Source organism: Streptomyces sp. NBC_01176, from assembly GCF_045039825.1.
GTDB lineage: Bacteria > Actinomycetota > Actinomycetes > Streptomycetales > Streptomycetaceae > Streptomyces.
In genome coordinates this window covers 4,349,543-4,370,836 of sequence record NZ_CP108600.1, presented here as the reverse complement: position 1 = coordinate 4,370,836, position 21,294 = coordinate 4,349,543, and the positions used below count along the sequence as shown (strand labels likewise).

At 69.8% G+C, this 21,294-nt stretch carries 24 protein-coding genes and 4 tRNA genes; 21 read left to right on the top strand and 7 right to left on the bottom strand.

All coding sequences use genetic code 11. From position 1 onward, the window contains the following. The first annotated feature begins 43 nt into the window (after nucleotides 1-43). From htpX to OG199_RS18730, 3 genes are all read left to right on the top strand, one after another. Complete coding sequence (gene htpX / locus OG199_RS18740) at nucleotides 44-907, top strand: zinc metalloprotease HtpX (protein ID WP_351722199.1); 864 nt, start codon at nucleotides 44-46, stop codon at nucleotides 905-907. Next, on the top strand, nucleotides 904-1,296 hold the full coding sequence (locus tag OG199_RS18735) for a YccF domain-containing protein (RefSeq protein ID WP_351722198.1): 393 nt from the start codon (nucleotides 904-906) through the stop codon (nucleotides 1,294-1,296). Before htpX ends, OG199_RS18735 begins: the two co-directional genes overlap by 4 nt. A gap of 141 nt (nucleotides 1,297-1,437) precedes the next feature. Continuing rightward, nucleotides 1,438-2,004 carry an SMI1/KNR4 family protein gene (locus OG199_RS18730; RefSeq protein ID WP_356804501.1) on the top strand — a complete coding sequence of 189 codons (567 nt, stop codon included), beginning with the start codon at nucleotides 1,438-1,440 and terminating at the stop codon, nucleotides 2,002-2,004. Nucleotides 2,005-2,055: 51 nt separating this feature from the next. Here OG199_RS18730 and OG199_RS18725 read toward each other — a convergent pair whose 3' ends face one another. Next, nucleotides 2,056-3,300, bottom strand: coding sequence for an APC family permease (locus OG199_RS18725; RefSeq protein WP_405830394.1), 1,245 nt, complete (start codon nucleotides 3,298-3,300; stop codon nucleotides 2,056-2,058). 173 nt (nucleotides 3,301-3,473) lie between these two features. On the opposite strand from OG199_RS18725, the gene OG199_RS18720 reads away from it, so the two are divergent. Next, nucleotides 3,474-3,740 (top strand): GlsB/YeaQ/YmgE family stress response membrane protein, encoded by a 267-nt coding sequence (locus OG199_RS18720; protein ID WP_356804504.1) that lies wholly within the window; start codon nucleotides 3,474-3,476, stop codon nucleotides 3,738-3,740. A gap of 130 nt (nucleotides 3,741-3,870) precedes the next feature. On the opposite strand, the gene OG199_RS18715 is transcribed toward OG199_RS18720, so the two are convergent. Next, a complete protein-coding gene (locus OG199_RS18715) occupies nucleotides 3,871-4,359 on the bottom strand; it encodes a YajQ family cyclic di-GMP-binding protein (protein WP_148009996.1) in 489 nt (162 codons plus the stop codon). A 200-nt stretch (nucleotides 4,360-4,559) separates the two neighbouring features. On the opposite strand from OG199_RS18715, the gene OG199_RS18710 reads away from it, so the two are divergent. Beyond that, nucleotides 4,560-4,641, top strand: a tRNA-Tyr gene (locus OG199_RS18710). A 193-nt stretch (nucleotides 4,642-4,834) separates the two neighbouring features. Next, nucleotides 4,835-5,047 (top strand): hypothetical protein, encoded by a 213-nt coding sequence (locus OG199_RS18705; RefSeq protein ID WP_266700812.1) that lies wholly within the window; start codon nucleotides 4,835-4,837, stop codon nucleotides 5,045-5,047. 103 nt (nucleotides 5,048-5,150) lie between these two features. On the opposite strand, the gene OG199_RS18700 is transcribed toward OG199_RS18705, so the two are convergent. Continuing rightward, on the bottom strand, nucleotides 5,151-5,807 hold the full coding sequence (locus OG199_RS18700) for an SDR family oxidoreductase (protein WP_405830392.1): 657 nt from the start codon (nucleotides 5,805-5,807) through the stop codon (nucleotides 5,151-5,153). A 290-nt stretch (nucleotides 5,808-6,097) separates the two neighbouring features. Beyond that, entirely contained in the window at nucleotides 6,098-7,366 is a 1,269-nt protein-coding gene (locus tag OG199_RS18695; RefSeq protein ID WP_405830391.1) for an amidohydrolase family protein, read from the bottom strand. Between the two features lie 387 nt (nucleotides 7,367-7,753). Between OG199_RS18695 and OG199_RS18690 the strand changes: the two genes are divergently transcribed. The 8 genes from OG199_RS18690 (at nucleotide 7,754) to OG199_RS18655 (ending at nucleotide 12,801) form a co-directional block, all read left to right on the top strand. Further along, nucleotides 7,754-7,826, top strand: a tRNA-Thr gene (locus OG199_RS18690). Between the two features lie 46 nt (nucleotides 7,827-7,872). Next, a tRNA-Met gene (locus tag OG199_RS18685) sits at nucleotides 7,873-7,945 on the top strand. 96 nt (nucleotides 7,946-8,041) lie between these two features. After that, nucleotides 8,042-8,206, top strand: a complete 165-nt coding sequence (rpmG, locus tag OG199_RS18680) for a 50S ribosomal protein L33 (RefSeq protein WP_004571794.1) — start codon at nucleotides 8,042-8,044, stop codon at nucleotides 8,204-8,206. 206 nt (nucleotides 8,207-8,412) lie between these two features. Beyond that, nucleotides 8,413-8,859: a MaoC family dehydratase N-terminal domain-containing protein gene (locus OG199_RS18675; RefSeq protein ID WP_356801562.1), complete on the top strand. Its 447-nt coding sequence runs from the start codon at nucleotides 8,413-8,415 to the stop codon at nucleotides 8,857-8,859. A gap of 2 nt (nucleotides 8,860-8,861) precedes the next feature. Continuing rightward, the gene (locus tag OG199_RS18670; protein WP_356801564.1) at nucleotides 8,862-9,290 is read left to right on the top strand and encodes a MaoC family dehydratase; all 429 of its coding nucleotides are present in this window, start codon (nucleotides 8,862-8,864) and stop codon (nucleotides 9,288-9,290) included. Between the two features lie 164 nt (nucleotides 9,291-9,454). Beyond that, nucleotides 9,455-10,033 (top strand): TetR/AcrR family transcriptional regulator, encoded by a 579-nt coding sequence (locus tag OG199_RS18665; protein WP_356801565.1) that lies wholly within the window; start codon nucleotides 9,455-9,457, stop codon nucleotides 10,031-10,033. 98 nt (nucleotides 10,034-10,131) lie between these two features. Continuing rightward, entirely contained in the window at nucleotides 10,132-11,583 is a 1,452-nt protein-coding gene (locus OG199_RS18660; protein ID WP_405830388.1) for a DHA2 family efflux MFS transporter permease subunit, read from the top strand. 162 nt (nucleotides 11,584-11,745) lie between these two features. Then, on the top strand, nucleotides 11,746-12,801 hold the full coding sequence (locus OG199_RS18655; RefSeq protein ID WP_356801569.1) for a UDP-N-acetylmuramate dehydrogenase: 1,056 nt from the start codon (nucleotides 11,746-11,748) through the stop codon (nucleotides 12,799-12,801). A 72-nt stretch (nucleotides 12,802-12,873) separates the two neighbouring features. On the opposite strand, the gene OG199_RS18650 is transcribed toward OG199_RS18655, so the two are convergent. From OG199_RS18650 to OG199_RS18640, 3 genes are all read right to left on the bottom strand, one after another. Continuing rightward, on the bottom strand, nucleotides 12,874-13,506 hold the full coding sequence (locus tag OG199_RS18650; RefSeq protein WP_356801571.1) for an NAD(P)H-binding protein: 633 nt from the start codon (nucleotides 13,504-13,506) through the stop codon (nucleotides 12,874-12,876). A 115-nt stretch (nucleotides 13,507-13,621) separates the two neighbouring features. Beyond that, nucleotides 13,622-14,662, bottom strand: coding sequence for an adenosine deaminase (locus OG199_RS18645; protein ID WP_356801573.1), 1,041 nt, complete (start codon nucleotides 14,660-14,662; stop codon nucleotides 13,622-13,624). Between the two features lie 159 nt (nucleotides 14,663-14,821). After that, nucleotides 14,822-16,048 (bottom strand): pyridoxal phosphate-dependent aminotransferase, encoded by a 1,227-nt coding sequence (locus OG199_RS18640; RefSeq protein ID WP_401805457.1) that lies wholly within the window; start codon nucleotides 16,046-16,048, stop codon nucleotides 14,822-14,824. A 249-nt stretch (nucleotides 16,049-16,297) separates the two neighbouring features. On the opposite strand from OG199_RS18640, the gene OG199_RS18635 reads away from it, so the two are divergent. The 7 genes from OG199_RS18635 (at nucleotide 16,298) to OG199_RS18605 (ending at nucleotide 21,181) form a co-directional block, all read left to right on the top strand. Then, nucleotides 16,298-16,370 (top strand) — tRNA-Trp (locus tag OG199_RS18635). 109 nt (nucleotides 16,371-16,479) lie between these two features. Then, on the top strand, nucleotides 16,480-16,761 hold the full coding sequence (gene secE / locus OG199_RS18630; RefSeq protein ID WP_153289137.1) for a preprotein translocase subunit SecE: 282 nt from the start codon (nucleotides 16,480-16,482) through the stop codon (nucleotides 16,759-16,761). Nucleotides 16,762-16,838: 77 nt separating this feature from the next. Next, nucleotides 16,839-17,708, top strand: coding sequence for a transcription termination/antitermination protein NusG (gene nusG, locus OG199_RS18625; RefSeq protein ID WP_356801576.1), 870 nt, complete (start codon nucleotides 16,839-16,841; stop codon nucleotides 17,706-17,708). A gap of 168 nt (nucleotides 17,709-17,876) precedes the next feature. Continuing rightward, a complete protein-coding gene (gene rplK / locus OG199_RS18620; protein WP_020132675.1) occupies nucleotides 17,877-18,311 on the top strand; it encodes a 50S ribosomal protein L11 in 435 nt (144 codons plus the stop codon). Between the two features lie 105 nt (nucleotides 18,312-18,416). After that, entirely contained in the window at nucleotides 18,417-19,142 is a 726-nt protein-coding gene (gene rplA, locus OG199_RS18615; RefSeq protein WP_356801577.1) for a 50S ribosomal protein L1, read from the top strand. A 167-nt stretch (nucleotides 19,143-19,309) separates the two neighbouring features. Then, nucleotides 19,310-20,209 (top strand): hypothetical protein, encoded by a 900-nt coding sequence (locus tag OG199_RS18610; RefSeq protein ID WP_405830384.1) that lies wholly within the window; start codon nucleotides 19,310-19,312, stop codon nucleotides 20,207-20,209. 111 nt (nucleotides 20,210-20,320) lie between these two features. Then, a complete protein-coding gene (locus OG199_RS18605; protein WP_405830382.1) occupies nucleotides 20,321-21,181 on the top strand; it encodes a DUF1396 domain-containing protein in 861 nt (286 codons plus the stop codon). The last annotated feature ends 113 nt before the right edge of the window (nucleotides 21,182-21,294 follow it).

The window sequence follows — 21,294 nt, the reverse complement described above, 5'->3', positions numbered from 1 at the left end:
GCAAGCAAAGGGTTCCCCTGCCGCACCACTTGGAGGGCGTACCGTGCACCGCCGGCACAACGGGCTCAGGACAGCCGTACTCCTCGGGGGACTGTCCGCACTCATCATCGCCATCGGCAGCTTCTTCGGGCGAACCGGCCTCGTCGTCGCGCTGCTCATCGCGATCGGGACGAACGCGTACGCGTACTGGAACAGCGACAAGCTGGCTCTACGCGCGATGCGCGCGCGCCCGGTGAGCGAGTTCGAGGCCCCGGCGCTGTACCGCATGGTCCGTGAGCTCTCGACCCAGGCCCGCCAGCCCATGCCACGCCTGTACATCTCCCCGACGGAGGCACCGAACGCGTTCGCGACGGGCCGCAATCCGCGCAACGCGGCGGTGTGCTGCACCGAAGGGATCCTGCGCATCCTGGACGAGCGCGAGCTGCGCGGTGTCATCGGCCACGAACTCAGCCATGTCTACAACCGCGACATCCTGATCTCGTCGGTCGCGGGCGCCCTCGCCTCCGTGATCATGTTCCTGGTCCACTTCGCCTGGCTGATCCCGTTCGGCCGCTCGAACGACGACGAGGGCCCCGGCATCTTCGGCATGCTGCTGATCATGATCCTGGGCCCACTCGCCGCGTCCCTCATCCAGCTCGCCATCAGCCGCTCCAGGGAGTACGAGGCGGACGCCTCCGGCGCCCAGCTCACCGGCGACCCGCTCGCCCTCGCGAGCGCCCTGCGCAAGCTCGACGCCGGCACCAGGCAACTGCCCCTGCCGCCGGAGCCGCGCATCGAGACCGCGAGCCACATGATGATCGCGAACCCCTTCCGTCCGGGGCAGGGAATGTCGAAGATGTTCTCCACGCACCCGCCCATGGCGGAGCGCATCTCCCGCCTCGAGCAGATGGCAGGTCGCCAGCGATGAAGACAATTCTGAACGTCATCTGGCTCGTCCTGAGCGGCTTCTGGCTGTTCCTCGCGTACCTCGCCGCGGGCGCGCTCCTGTGCATCACGATCATCGGCATCCCCTTCGGCATCGCCGCCTTCCGTATCGGCGTCTACGCCCTTTGGCCCTTCGGCTACACGACGGTCGAGCGCCAGGACGCGGGCGCGCCCTCCTGCGTCGGCAACGTCCTGTGGCTGGTCCTCGCGGGCTGGTGGCTCGCCCTCGCCCACATCGTCACCGGCGTCCTGCTCTGCGTCACGATCATCGGCATCCCCTTCGGCCTCGCCAACTTCAAGCTCATCCCGGTCTCGCTGCTTCCTCTGGGACGCGAGATCGTGCGCACGGACGAGCCGTTCGCGGCGCGCTAGCCGCCACCCCCGCACGCGAGCAGTCTCCGCGACGCCCGCGAAGAGCGCGTCGGCGTCCCCTTCGCCCCACGGCTGTCCGCCCTCGCCCGAGGGTTGTCCACAGGCTGCCCGAATGTCGGTGGCGCGCTGCATCATGAACCCATGACCGAAATCGAGCAGTTGCTGGCAAGGGTCGGCACGGAGGCCCGCAACACCCGCCCGTGGGGCTGGCCTTCGCTCCCCGAGCCGGTGGACGCGGCGTCGGTCGTCCGTGCCGAGGCCGCTCTCGGCTTCGCGCTGCCGCCCCTGCTCGCCGCGCTCTATCTGCGGATAGGGGACGGCGGATTCGGTCCGGAATACGGCCTGCTGCCGCTGCTCGACGGATCCCCGTCCGGTGAGCCGGCCGCCGTCCCGCAGTACCTCGCGCACCGCGAGAGCGGTCGCAAGGACCCGGACTGGCCGTGGCCGGAGGGTGTCCTGCCGATATCCCACTGGGGCTGCGGGATGTACGCGTGCGTGGACTGCCGCAGCCCCAGGGCCACGGTCCTGCTCTTCGAGCCGAACGCCGACGGGGCCGACCACGCGTGGTACGTGGACGCGCCCGACCTCGAGGCCTGGCTGCGTATCTGGCTGGAGGGCACCGGCTGGTACGAGGAGTCCAACGACGACGCGGACCTGGACCCTTGGCCCGACTTCCGCCCCCGCACGACGACCGCACCGGCCTCGTAGCCACCCGCCTCGCTGACGACCGATGTCCGGCGCCCGGCGCCGCCCCTGCGACTACCGCGAGGTCGCCCGCTTCCGCACGCCGTACGCGGCCGCGCCCGCCCCCAGCACGGCCGCACCCACGACCACGGAAACCCACGGCAGGGCGAACGCCAGCGTCACGCATCCGATGAACCCCACGACCGGCACGAACCGCGCCGCCGGAGTCGGCCGCAGCGTCCAGGCGGACGCGTTGGCCACCGCGTAGTAGGCCAGCACACCGAAGGAGGAGAACCCGATCGCGCCCCGGACGTCCACCGTCGCGGCCAGCGCGGCCACCACCGCGCCCACGGCCAGCTCCGCCCGGTGCGGCACCTGGAAGCGGGGATGTACGGCGGCCAGGGAGCCCGGCAGATGACGGTCGCGGGCCATGGCCAGCGTCGTCCGTGACACACCCAGAATCAGGGCGAGGAGGGAGCCCAGCGCCGCCACGGCCGCCCCCACCCGCACCACCGGTACGAGCCCCGGCACACCGGCCGCCCGTACCGCGTCGGCGAGTGGCGCCGGGGCCATCCCCAGCCCATCCGGACCGAGCACGGAAAGGACCGAGACAGCGACCGCCGCGTACACCACCAGCGTGATGCCCAGTGCCGTAAAAATCGCGCGCGGAATGATGCGGGCGGGATCCCGTACCTCCTCACCGAGCGTGGCGATCCGCGCGTACCCGGCGAAGGCGAAGAACAGCAGCCCTGCCGCCTGGAGCACACCACCCACGCCGCCGGAGACCCCGACCTCCAGCCGCCCGGCGTCGAAGGCGCCCGAGCCGAGACATACGACCACCACGGAAGCGAGGACCGCGAGGACCGCCGTCACGATCGCCCGCGTCAGCCAGGCGGACTTCTGTACGCCGCCGTAGTTCACCGCGGTGAGAGCCACCACGGCCGCGACCGCCACCGCGTGCGCCTGCTCCGGCCAGACGTACGCGCCCACGGTGAGCGCCATCGCCGCGCAGGAGGCCGTCTTCCCGACGACGAACGACCAGCCCGCCAGATACCCCCAGAAGTCCCCGAGCCGCTCACGTCCGTACACGTAGGTGCCGCCCGAGGCGGGATACAGAGCGGCCAGCCGCGCCGAGGACATCGCATTGCAGTACGCGACCACGGCGGCGACCGCGAGTCCGAGCAGCAGCCCCGAACCGGCCGCCCGTGCCGCCGGGCCGAGCGCCGCGAAGATCCCCGCTCCGAGCATCGCACCGAGGCCGACGACCACGGCGTCCGCCGTGCCCAGCGTGCGCCGCAGAGAGGAACCGGACTGTGTCATGTGCCGCACCCTATTGACCGTTGCAACCACCCGGCGCCGACCAGGCGTCCTTCCCGGTAACGCGCCACGAACACCGGTGTCCACCACCGACTGCTCGAAGTGGAAGGCATGGACACAGCCAGGCCGGAGCATGAGCACCACACAGGCACAGCGCGGAGAGGCAGGTTCAGGGCATGAGCATCATCAGCTGGATCATTCTGGGACTGTTGGCCGGGGCCATCGCCAAACTCCTGCTGCCGGGCCGTGACCCGGGCGGTTTCATCGGCACGACCCTCATCGGGGTCACGGGGGCCTTCCTGGGCGGCTGGATATCCGCGCGCTGGCTGGACCACCCGGTCAGCAAGCACTTCTACGACGGTGCCACGTGGGCGGCGGCGATCGGCGGCTCGCTCGTCCTGCTGATCCTCTACCGCATCCTGTTCGGCGACTCGCGCCGCTGACCGCGCATCCCTCGGGCCGCATCACTCAGACCGCAGGCCGCAGCAGACAGACGAGAAGGGCGGGCGCACCGGGCGCCCGCCCTTCCTCGTACACACGGTCGTACGCGCCGTACGCGCAACGGACCGACGACTACCGGTAGTTCACGAACTGCAGCGCGAAGTCGAAGTCCTTGCCCTTGAGCAGGGCCTGTACGGCCTGCAGGTCGTCACGGCTCTTCGAGCTGACGCGCAGCTCGTCGCCCTGCACCTGAGCCTTCACGCCCTTGGGGCCCTCATCGCGAATGATCTTCGCCACCTTCTTCGCGTTCTCCTGGGAGATGCCCTCCTCGATCGACGCGAAGATCTTGTACTCCTTGCCGGAGAGCTGCGGCTCCCCGGCGTCCAGCGACTTAAGCGAGATGCCGCGCTTGATCAGCTTGGTCTCGAACACGTCGAGGATGGCCTTCACCCGCTCCTCGGAGTTCGCCTCCATGAGGATCTTCTCGCCGGACCAGGAGATGGCGGCACCGACGTTCTTGAAGTCGTAGCGCTGCGAGATCTCCTTGGCGGCCTGGTTGAGGGCGTTGTCGACCTCCTGCCGCTCGACCTTCGAGACGATGTCGAAACTGGAGTCGGCCATGTCCTGTGGCTCCTTGTATCGGGGTGCGTAGGGGCGGCCGTCAGCCCGGCGTAGGCCCCCGGCCGCATCCGCATAAGCCTAGTCACCCGCTCCCCTTCGAGCGCAGATCAATCGGGTGGCGGAGCACCCCTGGGCATCAGGTATCGTTTACGTCGTTGCCAGAGAGCACCGCCGAAAAGCGGTCTCAGGGCAGCAACCCCGGCGGTGTGCCCGAGCGGCCAAAGGGAGCAGACTGTAAATCTGCCGGCTCAGCCTTCCCAGGTTCGAATCCTGGCGCCGCCACATGAAGGTAAACCCCCTCTGATCTGTGTTGACGCAGATCAGAGGGGGTTTCTTCGTGTTCGGGACGTGGGCCTGGGGAGGCTGCTGCCAGTGCGAGGGCTGGGGCGGGGTGTGCTTCCGGGGCAGGACGGGGCAGCCGCGGGGGAGGGCTCAGGGGGAGGGCGGGCCGGTGCCGTGAGGGCACACTGATCTCATGTCATCGCGCCGCAGGAACTGCCCCGAGTGCCACCGGGAGATCGCCGTTGTCGCGGGACGGTTCGCCCGGCACGATCCGCCGGGCGCGCGCGGCAGTGGGGAACTGGTCTCGTGCCCCGGGTCGCGCAGGCAGGCGCAGTTGGGGGCCGCGCAGCCGGCACTCGACGGGTATGCCGTCGCGGAGTTCCCCGGTCAGCTCCCGCTGTTCTGAACGGTTCCGGCCGGCCCGGCCGACACCTTGACGGCGACCTCCCCCGGCCCCCGACCCCGGCCCCCCGGCGACCCCCGGCGGGCCTTCGCTTCCGCCTCCCCGGTCAGTTCCCCGCCACCGACTTGACCGCCACCGAGACAGGCGTCGAACCGCTGATCAGTTCCAGGGTCAGCCCGGCCGTCGCCGAGGTGTCCACCAGCTCCGCGAGGACGGCCGCGACGTCGTCCCGCGGAATCGTGCCGCGGCCGGTCGAGGCCTCCAGGCGTACGAGGCCGGTTCCGGCGTCGTCGATCAGACCGCCGGGGCGCAGGATCGTCCAGTCCAGGGCCGTACGGCCGCGTACGTACTCGTCGGCCTCGCCCTTGGCGCGCAGGTACACGTCGAACACGTCGTCGCCCTGGTGGGACGGGTCCGCGCCCATGGAGGACACGACCACGTAGCGCCGTACTCCCGCCTGCTCCGCCGCGTCCGCGAACAGGATCGCGGCGCCCCGGTCCACGGTCTCCTTGCGGGCCGCGCCGCTGCCCGGGCCCGCGCCCGCCGCGAAGACGGCCGCGTCGGCACCCCGTAGATGTGCGGCGACCCCGTCCACCGTGGCCGACTCCAGATCGCACAGGATCGGTTCGGCTCCGGCCGCCCGCAGATCGTCGCCCTGCTCGGCGCGGCGGATGATCCCCGCGACCTCGTCACCGCGTGCGGCGAGCAGACGCTCCAGCCGCAGCGCGATCTGACCATGACCTCCAGCGATGACAATGCGCATGTTTCCGACCGTACGCCCGGACGCACGCGTTCGCCGCATGACCTGTGGACAACTCACTGGTCACGAGAGTGATCTTGCGAACGGGTGATCGGACGCGGGAGTGAGGCAGGAGGAAACGGGAGCGAGAAGGGGGAGCGAGAAGGGGGGAGGGGGGAGGTGGAAAGGGAGAAGCGAACAGGGAGGAGTTAGGAGGGAGACTGCGGACCACTTTCCGTTCTCCGTTCTCCGCTCCCCACCCTCAACGCACGGCAAGCGGACCGCTTCTGAGGGTCGGGCAGGGCGAGAGCGCCTCAGGAAGGATCCCCGCCGCCCTGTCGCGGCAGGTCCAGGCCCGCGGCCGAGTCGCAGTACTCACGCACGGCGCTGGTCCGCGCCACCACGCGCCCCCGGTGCACCACGATCCGGCTGTACGCGAGCGACAGTGCTCCCGCGAGCCCGTCCCCGCGCACCGCGAGCAACTCGGCCGGAAATCCCGCCTCCACGCGCACCTCGGGCAACCCGAGCGCGCACCGTGCCCCGGAACTCACGGCGTCGTACGCGTCCTCGGGGCGCAGCCCGTACCGCGAGGCCAGCAGGTACGCCGCGTCCAGGGGGTCCCCGCGGCCCACCGGGTTCGCCACGTCGCGCAGTGCGCCGCCGCCCGCCACGACCCGTACTCCGGCAGCCCGTAACAGCCGTACCGGGGCCGTCCCGCGACGCTCCGACCCCCCGCACCCGCCCTGTGGCAGGCACACCACGGTGACGCCCGCGGCGGCGAGTTGGTCGGCCGCCAGCGCGGCCGCCTCGGCGTGCAGTCGGCCGAGCCCGGCGCACGGGCTCAGCGTCACCCCGGACCGCAGTCCGCCCGCCATCGCCGCGAGCCGCCCGAGCCGGGCGGGGTCGGTGGCGTCCGTGTGCAGGTCGACCGGGCAGCCGTGCTCGGAGGCGAGTTCCAGGACCGCCTCCACGTACCCCGTCGGATCGGGGTCGGCGTCCGGGCAGCCGCCCACCACCGAGGCGCCCATCTTCACGGCGTCCCGCAGCATCGCGAGACCGTCGGCCCCGGCGATCCCGCTGAGGACGCGCGGCATGGCCACCACGGACAGCTCGGTGAGCCCTCGCAGCGCCCGCCCCGCCTGGAGCACCGCGTCCAGCGCGCCGAGCCCCTGTACGTCGCCGACGCGCACGTGCGAGCGCAGTGCCGTCGCCCCGTGGGCGAGCTGCAGCAACGCGGCCTCGGTGGCCCGGCGCTGGACCTCGTGCGGGTCGTAGGAGACGGGTCCGTCGCCCTCGGCCGTCAGGGCCGTGTCGCCGTGTGCGTGGGGCTCGGCGGGGGCCGGCAGGAGCAGGTAGCCCCCGAGGTCCACCTTCGGGGTCCGCGTTCCGGAGGGCTCCGTCGCCAGGCTGCCCGCGGTACCGACCGCCTCGATGCGCCCGCCGCCGAGCCGTACGTCCACGGTCCGGCCGTCGGTGAGCCGCGCTCCGCACAGCAGCAGGGTGGCGGTGGTGGTCCGCCCCGACGCCGAGGACGAGGACGACGAGGACGACGAGTGGGGCGGCTGCGACTGACTGTCGGGCATCGCGCTCCTGGGGCTCGGGGGCGACTGCGGGGAGTCGGTTGCGGAGAGTGCTGTGGTGGACGGTGGGGTGACGGAGAGTGGGCGGTCAAGATCACGCAGCGTGGGTCGAGCCTAGGGTGGTGAACCGTCCTCGTCGGGGAGGAGCGCAATAGTCGTACCGGTGTGGTCCGTCGCTCGGGACGGGCCCCGGACCTGGGGATGCGTCCGTGCACCAGGGGGCGCGAGCGCCGCGTGTCGCGGTCGGGGCGCACCGTCCGAGAGGGGCGTCAGGAACGGGTGGGAGACTGGCCGGTGAGCGGTCGGGAAGCAGCCGGGAACAGGCCGGGGCGGGTGCCGCGAAACGGATTTGGGCGATCGGCGGGCGAGCGTGTAATGTCTTCATCGCTCGCCCCAATAGCTCAGTCGGCAGAGCGTCTCCATGGTAAGGAGAAGGTCTACGGTTCGATTCCGTATTGGGGCTCTGGTGTGTGAGGTACCCGTCGCAAGGCGGGTTCTGATCGCATCACAGCGGTGTAGCTCAGTCGGTAGAGCAAGCGGCTCATAATCGCTGTGTCACCGGTTCAAGTCCGGTCACCGCTACAGACAGTAGCCGATTGTGGGGTCGGTCCTTCGATCGGCTACTCTTCTATGCGTTAAACGTCTTAATGTCCCATCCGTTCGTCAAGGAGCACTCCTGTGGCTGCCACCGACGTCCGCCCGAAGATCACGCTGGCCTGCGTGGAGTGCAAGGAGCGGAACTACATCACCAAGAAGAACCGGCGTAACGACCCGGACCGACTGGAGATGAAGAAGCACTGCCCGCGTTGCAACGCGCACACCGCGCACCGCGAAACGCGATAATTTCAGGCTCGTACACGAGGCCGTCCCCAGTAACGGGGGCGGCCTCGCGTCGTTCACCCATCGGATGCCGGGCGTGCCGAACGCCGGGCGGTCGTCACCGGCCGCCGGCCAGGACCGAGTGCCGCAGCGCGGCGCCGGACACCGGCCGGGACCCGCTGCACCGCGGCGTACGCCGCACCGGCTGAATATCAGGAGGTTCCGGGCCCATGGCGCTCGACCAGTCCTTCGTGGGGCGGTCCTACCCGCCCACCGAGCCCTATGAGGTGGGCCGGGAGAAGATCCGCGAATTCGCGGAGGCCGTGGGGGACACCAACCCGGCGTACACGGACCCGGAGGCCGCCAAGGCCCTCGGGCACGCCGATGTGATCGCCCCGCCGACCTTCGTGTTCGCCATCACCTTCAAGGCCGCGGGGCAGGTCGTCGAGGACCCCCAACTGGGTCTCGACTACAGCCGCGTGGTGCACGGCGACCAGAAGTTCGCCTACACCCGCCCGGTGCGCGCGGGCGACCGGCTCACGGTCACCTCGACCATCGAGGCGATCAAGTCCATGGCCGGCAACGACATCCTGGACATCCGCGGTGAGGTCCACGACGAGACGGGCGAGCACGTGGTGACGGCCATCACCAAACTCGTGGCACGGGCGGAGGGCTGATCATGGCGGCGAAGGTTACCTACGGTGATGTCGAGGTCGGTACGGAGCTGCCGGCCCAGACCTTCCCCGTGACTCGCGCCACACTCGTGCAGTACGCGGGCGCCTCCGGGGACTTCAATCCGATCCACTGGAACGAGAAGTTCGCGGTCGAGGTCGGTCTCCCCGACGTCATCGCGCACGGCATGTTCACCATGGCCGAGGCGATCCGCGTCGTCACCGACTGGGTCGGCGACCCGGGCGCGGTGGTCGAGTACGGCGTGCGGTTCACCAAGCCCGTCATCGTGCCGAACGATGACAAGGGAGCGACCGTCGAGGTCAGCGCCAAGGTCGCGGCCAAGCTGGACGACAACACCGTCCGCGTCGACCTCACCGCCACGAGCGCGGGCCAGAAGGTCCTGGGCATGTCGCGAGCGGTCGTGCGACTGGCCTGACCGGGGCGCCGACCGCCAACGCGTAAGGGGCGCCCGCCCATTGCGGACGCCCCTTACACGTTCTCGCCTCACAGAACCCGCTCCGCGCACCCCACGGAGACACGCCCCGCCCCGTTCCCCGAACCCCCTTGACGTAGTTAGTGATTGAGTACTAACTTTCTCGCATGGTCAGGATGAGCGCAGAGGACAGGCGCGAAAGCGTCATCCGCGCGGCGATCAGCGAGTTCGCCCGCGGCGGCTACTACGGCACCTCCACCGAGGCGATCGCCAAGCGTGTGGGCGTCTCGCAGCCGTACCTCTTCCGGCTCTTCCCGGGCAAGAAGGCGATCTTCCTCGCGGCGGCCGAACGCTGCCTCGAGGACATCCGCCGCACCTTCGAGGAGGCCTCCGAGGGGCTGGAGGGCGAGGAGGCCCTGCACTCCATGGCGACCGCGTACACGCGGGTCATCGCGGAGCACCCGGAGCGGCTGCTCATGCAGATGCAGACGTACACCGCGGTGGCGGCCGCCGAGGAGGCCGGCGACCGCGAGTTCGGCGAGGCGGTGCGGGGCGGCTGGACGCGACTGTGGGACACGGTCCATCTGCCGCTCGGGGCCGACGTGGGGGAGACGACGAGTTTCCTGGCGTACGGAATGCTCATCAACTGCTTCGTGGCCATGGGGTTTCCGGCCGGCCACCGGGTCTGGGAAGGGATCTATCCGGAGGCGCGGGTGGCCGGACGCGCCAGGGTTTCGGGCGGATAGGTGTTCATCGGGAAGGCGGCGGGTGTCGCCTTTTCATGGACGCGAAAGTTAGTCATCAATAACTAATCAACGTGAGTGAATCACTCTTAGGGGGAGCGATGTCACAGCAGACAGCACGGCGCGGGGGAGCCACCTGGGCCCTCGTCATCACCAGCGTCGCCGGATTCATGGCGGCCCTCGACAACCTCGTGGTCACGACCGCGCTGCCCTCCATCCGCAAGGACCTCGGAGGAGCGCTGGACGACCTGGAATGGACCGTGAGCGCGTACACGCTCACCTTCGCCGTCCTGCTGATGTTCGGCGCGGCGCTGGGCGACCGCTTCGGCCGCCGCCGGCTCTTCCTCGTCGGCCTCACCGTCTTCACCGGCGCCTCCGCCGCCGCGGCCATGGCCCCGGGCATCGACTCGTTGATCGCCGCCCGCGCGGTCCAGGGTGTCGGCGCCGCCATCATGATGCCGCTGACGCTGACCCTGCTGACGGCCGCCGTACCGGCCGCCAGGCGCGGGATGGCGTACGGGATCTGGGGCGCCGTGAACGGACTCGCGGTCGCTTCCGGGCCCCTCATCGGCGGCAGCCTCACCGAACACGTGTCCTGGCACTGGATCTTCTGGCTGAACGTTCCGCTGGGCCTCGCCCTCCTCCCGCTCGCCCGGCTTCGTCTGGCCGAGTCCCACGGCGCCGGTGCCCGGCTCGACATCCCCGGCACCCTGCTCGCCAGCGGCGGCCTCTTCGGAATCGTGTACGGCCTGGTCCGCGGTCCCGCCGACGGCTGGACCAGCCCGATCGTGCTGACCGGCCTGCTCGCCGGGGCCGCGCTGCTCGCCGCCTTCGTCCTGCACGGCATTCGGGCGAAGAACCCGATGCTCCCGATGCGGCTCTTCCGCTCCCGCGCCTTTGCCGGGATCAACGCCGCGAGCCTGCTGATGTTCCTCGGGATGTTCGGTTCGATCTTCCTGCTCAGCCAGTACATGCAGGGCGTCCTCGGCTACTCGCCCACCGAGGCGGGCCTGCGGATGCTGCCCTGGACCGGTATGCCGATGCTCGTGGCGCCGATCGCCGGCTACCTCTCCGACCGCATCGGCGGACGCCCCGTCGTCGCCACCGGGCTCTTCCTCCAGGCGGTCGGGCTCGCCTACTACGCCCTGGTGGTCGCCGCCGACGTCTCGTACGCCGAGCAGCTGCCCGCCCTGATCATCAGCGGCATCGGAATGTCCCTGTACTTCGCCCCGGCGTCCAACCTGGTCATGTCCAGCGTCCGTCCGCAGGAACAGGGCATCGCCTCCGGCGCCAACAACGCGCTGCGCGAGGTGGGCGGCGCGCTCGGCATCGCGGTGATGTCGTCGATCTTCTCCGCCCAGGGCGGCTACGAGACCGCGAAGACCTTCGTGGACGGACTGCGGCCCGCGCTGGTGGTGGGCTCCGCGGTGGTCGCCCTGGCGGGAGTCGCGGTGCTGCTCATCCCCTCGGCACGGCGCGCGGCGCGCTCGGAGACCGTGACCGAGGTCCCGGCCCCCGCCCTCACCCCGGCCCTGGAAGCCGCCTCGCGCTGAATCGCCTGTCCGCATCCCGTACGACACGAGACGGCCCCGCCTCCACGGCGGGGCCGTCTCCATGCCGTCCTCGAGCCGCCTGCCGGCGCGGGCGCTGGTCCGGCGGCTCGCCCGTCCGTACCGCGGGCCGAGAGTCCCGAGCCTTCTCGTAGTCTTGAGCCCGTGCAGGAACTCCATGACGCCCCGCTCGCCCCGTTGACCACCTTCCGGCTCGGGGGGCCCGCGACCCGGCTGATCACCGCCACGACCGACGCCGAGGTGATCGCCGCCGTCCGCGAGGCCGACGACACCGGTACCCCGCTGCTGCTGATCGGCGGCGGATCGAACCTCGTCATCGGCGACAAGGGCTTCGCCGGTACCGCCCTGCGCATCGCGACGAGCGGGTTCGCGCTCGACGGGACGGCCCTGGAGCTGGCCGCGGGCGAGGTGTGGAGCGACGCGGTCGCCCGCACCGTCGAGGCCGGACTCGCGGGCGTCGAGTGCCTCGCAGGCATCCCCGGTTCCGCGGGCGCGACCCCGATCCAGAACGTGGGCGCGTACGGCCAGGAAGTGTCGTCGACCATCACTGAAGTGATCGCGTACGACCGGAAGACGCGCGAGACGGTCACCCTCACGAACGCCGACTGCTCCTTCTCCTACCGCCACAGCCGCTTCAAGGCCGACCCCGAGCGTCATGTCGTGCTGCGCGTCCGGTTCGAGCTGGAGGACGCGGCGGGACTGTCGGCTCCGGTCAAGTACGCCGAGACGGCCCGCGCGCTGGGCGTGGAGCCCGGCGACCGCGTGCCCCTCGCATCCGCCCGTGAAACCGTCCTCAAGCTGCGCTCCGGCAAGGGCATGGTGCTCGACCCCGAGGACCACGACACCTGGTCCGCCGGGTCGTTCTTCACCAATCCGATCCTCACGGACGACGAGTTCGCCGCGTTCCACGCGCGCGTGGCGCAGCGGCTCGGCTCCGACGTCGTGCCGCCCGCCTATCCGGCGGGCGAGGGACACACCAAGACGTCCGCCGCCTGGCTGATCGACAAGTCCGGATTCACCAAGGGGTACGGCTCCGGGCCCGCCCGGATCTCCACCAAGCACACGCTGGCCCTCACCAACCGCGGCCGGGCCACCACCGAGGACCTCCTCGCGCTGGCCCGCGAGGTCGTCACCGGCGTGCGGGACGCCTTCGGGATCACCCTGGTCAACGAACCGGTGACGGTGGGCGTGCGCCTGTAGGCCGTGTCCGGCCGAATCGCGTCGGCCCGGGAGCGACCCCCGCTCCCCCTCCTCCCACGTCCTCGCGTCGGCTCAATAGGCGATCCCCACCCCCTGCCCCACCGTCCCCGCGTCGGTGACCATCGCCAGCATCGCGTGCGCCACGTCGGCGCGCGCGATGAAGCGGCCCCTGAGCGGGAAGCCCCCCACCGCCGTCCGGTACGAGCCGGTCACCGGCTTGTTCCGCAGCCGCGGCGGGCGTACGACCGTCCAGTCGGTCGCGCTCCGGGCCAGTTCGCCCTCCATGGCTCTCAGGTCGGCGTAGACGTCCTTCAGGATCACGGAGATCAGGCCCCGCGCGGCACGGTCGGCGAAAGAGGCGCCCTCGGCGTCGGGACCGACCGGCCCGGCGCTCACCACCAGCAGCCGGCGCACCCCCTCGGCCCGCATCGCGCCGAGCACCGTACGGGTCAGCCGGGTCGTGACCCCGGCGTCCTTGCGGCTGCGGGCGCCGAGCCCGGAGAGGACCGCGTCCCGGCCCCGGACCGCGGGGCGCAGCGCCTCGGGGTCGGTGAGATCCGAGCGGAGGACCTCCAGGCCCGCGCCCGTGACGGACAACCGTGCCGGATCCCGTACGACGGCCGTGACCTGGTGGCCGGAGGCCAGTGCCTGCCGGACGATCTCCTGGCCGATACCGCCGGTGGCACCGAAGACGGTCAGTTTCATGGCGTGTTCCCCTTGGTCGAATTCATGGGGCGCTTCCGTCGGCCGGCGCGGCAGGACGGACGCGCGCCGCCGGGCGGAATCTCCGTCGCGGCGGGCCTCGCGAGGGTCACGCTCGTCAGGCGACCGGGGCGGCCAGCCAGTCGTCGATGCCGGCCAGCAGCTTCCCCCTGACGTCCTGGGGTGCCGCCGAGCCCCGTACGGACTGGCGGGCCAGTTCGGCCAGTTCGGCGTCCGTGAAGCCGTGGTGGTGGCGCGCCAGCTCGTACTGGGCGGCGAGCCGCGAGCCGAACAGGAGCGGGTCGTCGGCGCCGAGGGCCATCGGGACACCGGCTTCGAAGAGCGTGCGCAGGGGGATGTCCTCGGCCTTCTCGTACACGCCCAGGGCGACGTTCGACGCCGGGCACACCTCACAGGTGATGCCGCGCTCCGCGAGCCGCGCCAGCAGCCGTGGGTTCTCGGCGGCGCGCACCCCGTGCCCGATCCGGGTGGCGTGCAGGTCGTCCAGGCAGTCGCGGACCGAGGCCGGACCGGCCAGTTCGCCGCCGTGCGGCGCGGACAGCAGCCCGCCCTCGCGCGCGATCGCGAAGGCCCGGTCGAAGTCGCGCGCCATGCCCCGCCGCTCGTCGTTCGACAGCCCGAAACCGACGACGCCCCGGTCCGCGTAACGCACCGCGAGCCGGGCCAGCGTGCGCGCGTCCAGGGGGTGCTTCATACGGTTCGCGGCCACCACGACCCGCATCCCGATGCCGGTCTCGCGCACGGCCGAGTCGACGCCGTCCAGGATGATCTCCAGGGCCGGGATGAGGCCGCCCAGGCGGGGCGCGTACGAGGTCGGATCGACCTGGATCTCCAGCCACCCGGAGCCGTCCTTGATGTCCTCCTCGGCGGCCTCGCGCACCAGCCGCCGGATGTCGTCGGGCTCTCTGAGGCAGGACCGTGCCGCGTCGTACAGCCGCTGGAAGCGGAACCAGCCGCGCTCGTCGGTCGCCCGCAGCCTCGGCGGTTCCCCGCTGGTCAGCGCCTCGGTCAGGGCTTCGGGCAGCCGGACGCCGTACTTGTCGGCCAGCTCCAGCAGGGTGGTCGGCCGCATCGAACCGGTGAAGTGCAGGTGCAGATGGGCTTTCGGCAGTTCAGAGAGATCACGTACGCGCTCCATTCCAGGATCCTGCCGCACGTCCGGGTCGTCCCGGTAGCGCTTTCCCCTTTAGTGGTCTTGCTCGCACGAAGAAGCGGGCCGTCTCCCCGGGGGGAAACGGCCCGCACACGCGCGTGGAGCGCGCCCACGCGAAACGTACGACGAGAGGCGCCGGGGACGTCAGTCCTGCGCCTCGGCCAGCAGCTTCTGGATCCGGCTGACGCCCTCGACGAGATCCTCGTCACCCAGGGCGTACGAGAGACGCAGATACCCCGGCGTACCGAAGGCCTCGCCGGGGACGACCGCGACCTCGGCCTCCTCGAGGATGAGCGCGGCCAGCTCCACCGTGTCCTGGGGGCGCCTGCCGCGGATCTCCTTGCCGATCAGCGCCTTGACCGAGGGGTACGCGTAGAAGGCGCCCTCGGGCTCGGGGCACAGGACACCCTCGATCTCGTTGAGCATGCGCACGATGGTCTTGCGGCGGCGGTCGAAGGCCTCGCGCATCTCGGCCACGGCCGTCAGGTCGCCGGAGACGGCGGCGAGGGCGGCGACCTGGGCCACGTTGGACACGTTCGAGGTGGCGTGCGACTGGAGGTTGGTCGCGGCCTTGATGACGTCCTTGGGGCCGATGACCCAGCCCACGCGCCAGCCGGTCATGGCGTACGTCTTCGCCACGCCGTTGACGACGATGCACTTGTCGGCGAGCTCGGGCACCACCACGGGCACGGAGTGGAACTCGGCGTCGCCGTAGACCAGGTGCTCGTAGATCTCGTCGGTCAGGACCCACAGGCCCTTGTCGGCGGCCCAGCGGCCGATCTCCTCGATCTGCTCGCGGGTGTAGACCGCGCCCGTCGGGTTGGACGGGGAGACGAAGAGCAGCACCTTGGTGTTCTCGGTGCGGGCGGCCTCCAGCTGCTCGACGGACACGCGGTAGCCGGTGGTCTCGTCGGCGACGACCTCGACCGGGACACCACCGGCGAGACGGATGGACTCCGGGTAGGTCGTCCAGTAGGGAGCCGGGACGATGACCTCGTCGCCCGGGTCGAGGATGGCGGCGAAGGCCTCGTAGATGGCCTGCTTGCCGCCGTTGGTCACCAGGACCTGGGCGGCCTCCACCTCGTAGCCGGAGTCGCGCAGGGTCTTGGCGGCGATGGCGGCCTTCAGCTCGGGCAGGCCGCCGGCGGGCGTGTAGCGGTGGTACTTCGGGTTCGAGCAGGCCTCGATGGCGGCCTGGACGATGTAGTCCGGGGTCGGGAAGTCGGGCTCACCGGCGCCGAAGCCGATCACCGGCCGCCCGGCGGCCTTGAGGGCCTTGGCCTTGGCGTCCACGGCGAGAGTGGCGGACTCGGAGATCGCGCCGACTCGGGCGGAGACCCGGCGCTCGGTGGGAGGGGTTGCAGCGCTCATGGGGCCCATCGTTTCAGACCGGAAACGCCCCCGGCACGCGGGTTTCACAGACTGAACAGCGGGAGAACACCAGTCCGGACGCGCACCGCCCACCGGTCGATCTCCGACGCACAAAGTCCTTACGGACACTTTCTGTTCGACGCCCGGCCCCGGACCACGTACACTCTCACCTCGTTGGCCTTCACCGGCCGCACCCACCGTGCGCACAGCGAGCACTCGGTCGGATGCGGTACGTTGGGGGAAAACCAAAGGGTCGTAGCTCAATTGGTAGAGCACTGGTCTCCAAAACCAGCGGTTGGGGGTTCAAGTCCCTCCGGCCCTGCTACACACTCCTTCGCCAGGATGTGTGCACGCATGTACGTACTGCAATGCACCGCCGTGCGGCTCAACCGGGCGCGGCACGGCCACGACCCGGAATCAGGTGAGGACGAGTGACGGACGCCGTGGGCTCCATCGACATGCCTGATGCCGAGGCGCCCGAGTCCAAGAAGAAGGCTCGCAAGGGTGGTAAGCGTGCCAAGAAGGGCCCGCTGAAGCGCCTCGCCACCTTCTATCGCCAGATCGTCGCGGAGCTCCGCAAGGTCGTCTGGCCGACTCGCAATCAGCTGACGACGTACACCACAGTGGTGATCGTTTTTGTCGTCATCATGATTGGCCTGGTGACCGTGATTGACTATGGGCTCAACCACGCCGCCAAGTACGTCTTCGGCTGAGCCGAGAGCGAAGGGCGCCGTCACCGGCGCCCCTTTCGCGTGTTCCACCCCCATGTATCCAGGAAGAAGCAGCCACCGTGTCTGACCCGAACCTGAACGACGCCAGCGAGTCGGTCGAGTCCGTTGACGACGAGCTCGACATCGTCGAGGGAGCGGACGTCGTGGACGAGTTCGAGGCTGCCGATGCCGCCGCCGGCGAGCCCGCCGAGGAAACGGCCCTGCACGTCGAGGACGAGTCCGGTGAGGACGTCGAGGACGAGGACGTCCCCGAGGGCGCTCTCGCCGAGGACGAGGACGCCGATGAGGCGGAGGCCGAGCCGGCCGAGCCCGTCGACCCCGTGGAGGCCCTCCGCGAGGAGCTCCGCACCCTCCCCGGCGAGTGGTACGTCATCCACACCTACGCCGGTTACGAGAACCGCGTGAAGACCAACCTCGAGCAGCGTGCCGTCTCGCTGAACGTCGAGGACTTCATCTTCCAGGCCGAGGTGCCCCAGGAAGAGGTCGCGCAGATCAAGAACGGCGAGCGCAAGACCATCCGTCAGAACAAGCTCCCCGGCTACGTGCTCGTGCGCATGGACCTGACGAACGAGTCCTGGGGCGTCGTCCGCAACACTCCCGGCGTCACCGGCTTCGTGGGCAACGCCTACGACCCGTACCCGCTGACCCTGGACGAGATCGTCAAGATGCTCGCTCCGGAGGCCGAGGAGAAGGCCGCGCGTGAGGCCGCCGAGGCCGAGGGCAAGCCCGCTCCGCAGCGCAAGGTCGAGGTCCAGGTGCTGGACTTCGAGGTCGGCGACTCGGTCACCGTCACCGACGGCCCGTTCGCCACGCTGCAGGCGACGATCAACGAGATCAACGCCGACTCGAAGAAGGTCAAGGGCCTCGTCGAGATCTTCGGCCGCGAGACCCCGGTCGAGCTTTCCTTCGACCAGATCCAGAAGAACTAGCGGCTTCTGGACGTACGTCTTCCGAACAGGTCAGACGGGCTCACGCAGCCCGTCTGACCTGCTCGGTTTTTGGCCCCGCATGGATACCCGTTATCGTTGTGCGGTATGCCTCCATCCGGATGAACCGGACGGAAGCTGAAAACTCTCACTAGGACCCGGAGAGAGCACATGCCTCCCAAGAAGAAGAAGGTCACGGGGCTCATCAAGCTCCAGATCAACGCCGGTGCGGCGAACCCGGCCCCGCCGGTCGGCCCCGCGCTCGGTCAGCACGGCGTCAACATCATGGAGTTCTGCAAGGCCTACAACGCCGCGACCGAGTCGCAGCGTGGCTGGGTGATCCCGGTGGAGATCACGGTCTACGAAGACCGCTCCTTCACCTTCATCACCAAGACTCCGCCGGCCGCGAAGATGATCCTCAAGGCCGCTGGTGTCGAGAAGGGCTCGGGCGAGCCGCACAAGACCAAGGTCGCCAAGATCACCGAGGCGCAGGTCCGCGAGATCGCCACGACCAAGCTTCCCGACCTGAACGCCAACGACCTGGACGCCGCGTCGAAGATCATCGCCGGCACCGCCCGTTCCATGGGCATCACGGTCGAGGGCTGACGCCCACCTTCGTAGGCCACGCGGCGCGAGCCGCACATCGAGAACGACCGTGGCAGGGCCTGCTCGGCCCGCACCACGACTCCTCAGAACACATCAGGAGCAGTAGTGAGCAAGCGCAGCAAGTCTCTCCGCGCTGCGGACGCCAAGATCGACCGGGAGAAGCTCTACGCCCCGCTCGAGGCCGTCCGTCTCGCCAAGGAGACCTCCACGAGCAAGTTCGACGGCACCGTCGAGGTCGCCTTCCGTCTGGGTGTCGACCCGCGCAAGGCCGACCAGATGGTCCGTGGCACCGTGAACCTCCCGCACGGCACCGGCAAGACCGCCCGGGTCCTGGTCTTCGCGACCGGTGACCGTGCCGAGGCAGCACTCGCCGCGGGCGCCGACATCGTCGGCTCCGACGAGCTCATCGACGAGGTGTCGAAGGGCCGTCTGGACTTCGACGCCGTCGTCGCCACCCCGGACCTCATGGGCAAGGTCGGCCGCCTCGGCCGTGTCCTCGGCCCGCGTGGTCTGATGCCGAACCCGAAGACCGGCACCGTGACCCCGGACGTGGCCAAGGCCGTGACCGAGATCAAGGGCGGCAAGATCGAGTTCCGCGTCGACAAGCACTCGAACCTCCACTTCATCATCGGCAAGACCTCCTTCGACGAGGACAAGCTGGTGGAGAACTACGGCGCCGCGCTCGACGAGATCCTTCGTCTGAAGCCGTCGGCCGCCAAGGGTCGCTACATCAAGAAGGCCGCGATCAGCACCACGATCGGCCCCGGCGTTCCCGTCGACCCGAACCGCACCCGCAACCTCCTCGTCGAGGAGGACCCGGCCGCCGTCTGAGCCCTCCGCTCACCCCGGTGACCGCGTCGCATACGCGTTCTTGGTACGGGCCCCGCAACCTTTCGAGGTGCGGGGCCCGTCCCCATTCCTGGACACACGATCCGACAGGGGTGTCAGCGCGCTGCGCTAGCGTGCGGCTCTCAGGATTCGCATAGGGGTGGGGACGAATGAAGAGCACGACCATGCGCCGCGTGACCCTCTCGATCGCTCTGGTGAGCGCGCTGACGACAGTGACCGCCTGCTCCTCGGGCTCGTCGGGGGGATCCGGCAAGGACGACAAGGCGGCCCACAGGAGCACGACCCGTGTGAGCCCCGTGGCGGCACTGCAGTCCGCCGAGAAGTCCACCGACGGCGCGGACTCGGCCAAGGTCGAGTCGACGACGACCATGGGCACGCTGATGTCCATGAAGTCGGACGGCGTCATGGGCTGGAGCGACGGCCTCACCGGCAACATGACGATCACCTACACCGGCGGCACGATGGCCGAGACGATGCGCAAGGCGGGCGCGACGTCCATGCAGGCCCGCTATCTGTCGGACGCCTACTACGCGAAGATGGGCGAGACCTTCGCCCGGCAGACCGGCGGCAAGCACTGGATCAGGTACGCGTACGACGACCTGGCGAAGCTCGGGGGCGGCTCAGGAGCCCTTCTCAAGGACCAGATGCAGAACAACTCGCCGAACCAGTCGGTGAAGCTCCTGCTGGCCTCCGGTGACGTCAAGAAGGTCGCCGAGGAGAAGGTCCGGGGCGAGCAGACCACGCACTACGCGGGCACGGTGGAGGTCTCGGACCTCGCCGCCAAGAGCTCGCACCTCTCCGCCGGCCAGCTCGCCGACCTGAAGAAGCAGTTCACGCAGGCCGGTATCACCACGGAGGACGTCGACATCTGGGTCAACGGCGACGACCTGCTCGTCAAGGCAGTCTCCAAGGGAGATCTGTCGAGCGGCACGATGTCCTCGACGACGTACTACAGCGACTACGGGGTGAAGGTCTCCAGCCAGGCGCCGCCGGCGGGCGACACGGCCGACTTCAAGGACCTGCTGAAGACGCAGGGCGCCGCCGGCTGAGGCCACCGAGGTTCAAGAAAACCAAAAGAATTCAGGAGACCACCGGCACCCCCCTGGGCTAGGCTCGCGCCGAGTCTGTTAATCGTTCAAGTGTTCCCTGGGGGGATCCTGATGTTCTCTGTACGTGGTTCCGTGCGTCGTGGCGCGACGGGGGCGGCGCTCGCCGCCCTGGTCCTCGGCGGCGGCGCCGTCGCCTGTGCGAAGAGTGACGAGTCGCCGAAGATGACGCCCGCGGCGGCCGTGGCCCAGGCAGCGAAGAACACGGAGGCCATCACGTCCCTCACCTACCGGATGACCGGCAAGGTCCCGGAGACCGGCCGGGTCGAGGCCGAGGCGGCGATGAGCATGAAGCCGCTGGCCATGAGCATGAAGATGAACGCTCTCGACGAGGGCGCCGACGGCAAGGGCGAGATCCGGGTCGTCGACGGGGCGATGTACCTGGGCGGCGGAGAGGCCGTGGCGAAGGAGCTCGACGGCAAGCGCTGGATGAAGTTCGACCTCTCCGGGGCGGCCAAGGGCGCCGACGCCGCCGCGGGCCGCGGCGCCGGCGGACTGTCGAGCCAGGCCAACCAGGACCCGTCGCAGGAGTCCACCTACCTGACCGGGTCCAAGGACGTGAAGAAGGTCGGCACCGAGAAGGTCGACGGTGTCCGGACCACGCACTACAAGGGCACGGTCACCCTCGACGACCTCCGCGCCACGTTCAAGGACGAGGACAAGGCGACGCGGGAGAAGCGCGAGAAGAGCCTGAAGCAGTACGAGGACCTGGGCGCCGACAAGCTCACGATGGACCTGTGGATCGGTCCGGACGACCACGCCAAGCAGGTGCGGGTGCGCGCCGCCGCCGACAAGGGCCCGTTCGACGTGACCGTGACCTTCCTGGACTACAACAAGCCGGTGACGGTGAAGGCCCCGCCCGCCAAGGACACCGTCGACCTGGCCGAGATGATGAAGGACGCCCAGCAGGGCTGAACCCGGGCGCTGTCGAGCGGATTTGCTTGACAGCGCGCCCTTCACGTACTGTTCCCCAGAAGCCAAAGACCGCTGGTCGTTGCTTTGCGCTCGTAAGAGGGCAGGGTGGCCGA

Excerpts from the sequence above, each read along its gene's own strand:
- OG199_RS18735 (WP_351722198.1), top strand. The coding sequence starts at position 904 with ATGAAGACAATTCTGAACGTCATCTGGCTCGTCCTGAGCGGCTTCTGG.
- OG199_RS18730 (WP_356804501.1), top strand. The coding sequence starts at position 1,438 with ATGACCGAAATCGAGCAGTTGCTGGCAAGGGTCGGCACGGAGGCCCGC.
- OG199_RS18725 (WP_405830394.1), bottom strand. The coding sequence starts at position 3,300 with ATGACACAGTCCGGTTCCTCTCTGCGGCGCACGCTGGGCACGGCGGAC.
- OG199_RS18720 (WP_356804504.1), top strand. The coding sequence starts at position 3,474 with ATGAGCATCATCAGCTGGATCATTCTGGGACTGTTGGCCGGGGCCATC.
- OG199_RS18715 (WP_148009996.1), bottom strand. The coding sequence starts at position 4,359 with ATGGCCGACTCCAGTTTCGACATCGTCTCGAAGGTCGAGCGGCAGGAG.
- OG199_RS18705 (WP_266700812.1), top strand. The coding sequence starts at position 4,835 with ATGTCATCGCGCCGCAGGAACTGCCCCGAGTGCCACCGGGAGATCGCC.
- OG199_RS18700 (WP_405830392.1), bottom strand. The coding sequence starts at position 5,807 with ATGCGCATTGTCATCGCTGGAGGTCATGGTCAGATCGCGCTGCGGCTG.
- OG199_RS18695 (WP_405830391.1), bottom strand. The coding sequence starts at position 7,366 with ATGCCCGACAGTCAGTCGCAGCCGCCCCACTCGTCGTCCTCGTCGTCC.
- OG199_RS18675 (WP_356801562.1), top strand. The coding sequence starts at position 8,413 with ATGGCGCTCGACCAGTCCTTCGTGGGGCGGTCCTACCCGCCCACCGAG.
- OG199_RS18670 (WP_356801564.1), top strand. The coding sequence starts at position 8,862 with ATGGCGGCGAAGGTTACCTACGGTGATGTCGAGGTCGGTACGGAGCTG.
- OG199_RS18665 (WP_356801565.1), top strand. The coding sequence starts at position 9,455 with ATGGTCAGGATGAGCGCAGAGGACAGGCGCGAAAGCGTCATCCGCGCG.
- OG199_RS18660 (WP_405830388.1), top strand. The coding sequence starts at position 10,132 with ATGTCACAGCAGACAGCACGGCGCGGGGGAGCCACCTGGGCCCTCGTC.
- OG199_RS18650 (WP_356801571.1), bottom strand. The coding sequence starts at position 13,506 with ATGAAACTGACCGTCTTCGGTGCCACCGGCGGTATCGGCCAGGAGATC.
- OG199_RS18645 (WP_356801573.1), bottom strand. The coding sequence starts at position 14,662 with ATGGAGCGCGTACGTGATCTCTCTGAACTGCCGAAAGCCCATCTGCAC.
- OG199_RS18640 (WP_401805457.1), bottom strand. The coding sequence starts at position 16,048 with ATGAGCGCTGCAACCCCTCCCACCGAGCGCCGGGTCTCCGCCCGAGTC.
- rplK (WP_020132675.1), top strand. The coding sequence starts at position 17,877 with ATGCCTCCCAAGAAGAAGAAGGTCACGGGGCTCATCAAGCTCCAGATC.
- OG199_RS18610 (WP_405830384.1), top strand. The coding sequence starts at position 19,310 with ATGAAGAGCACGACCATGCGCCGCGTGACCCTCTCGATCGCTCTGGTG.
- OG199_RS18605 (WP_405830382.1), top strand. The coding sequence starts at position 20,321 with ATGTTCTCTGTACGTGGTTCCGTGCGTCGTGGCGCGACGGGGGCGGCG.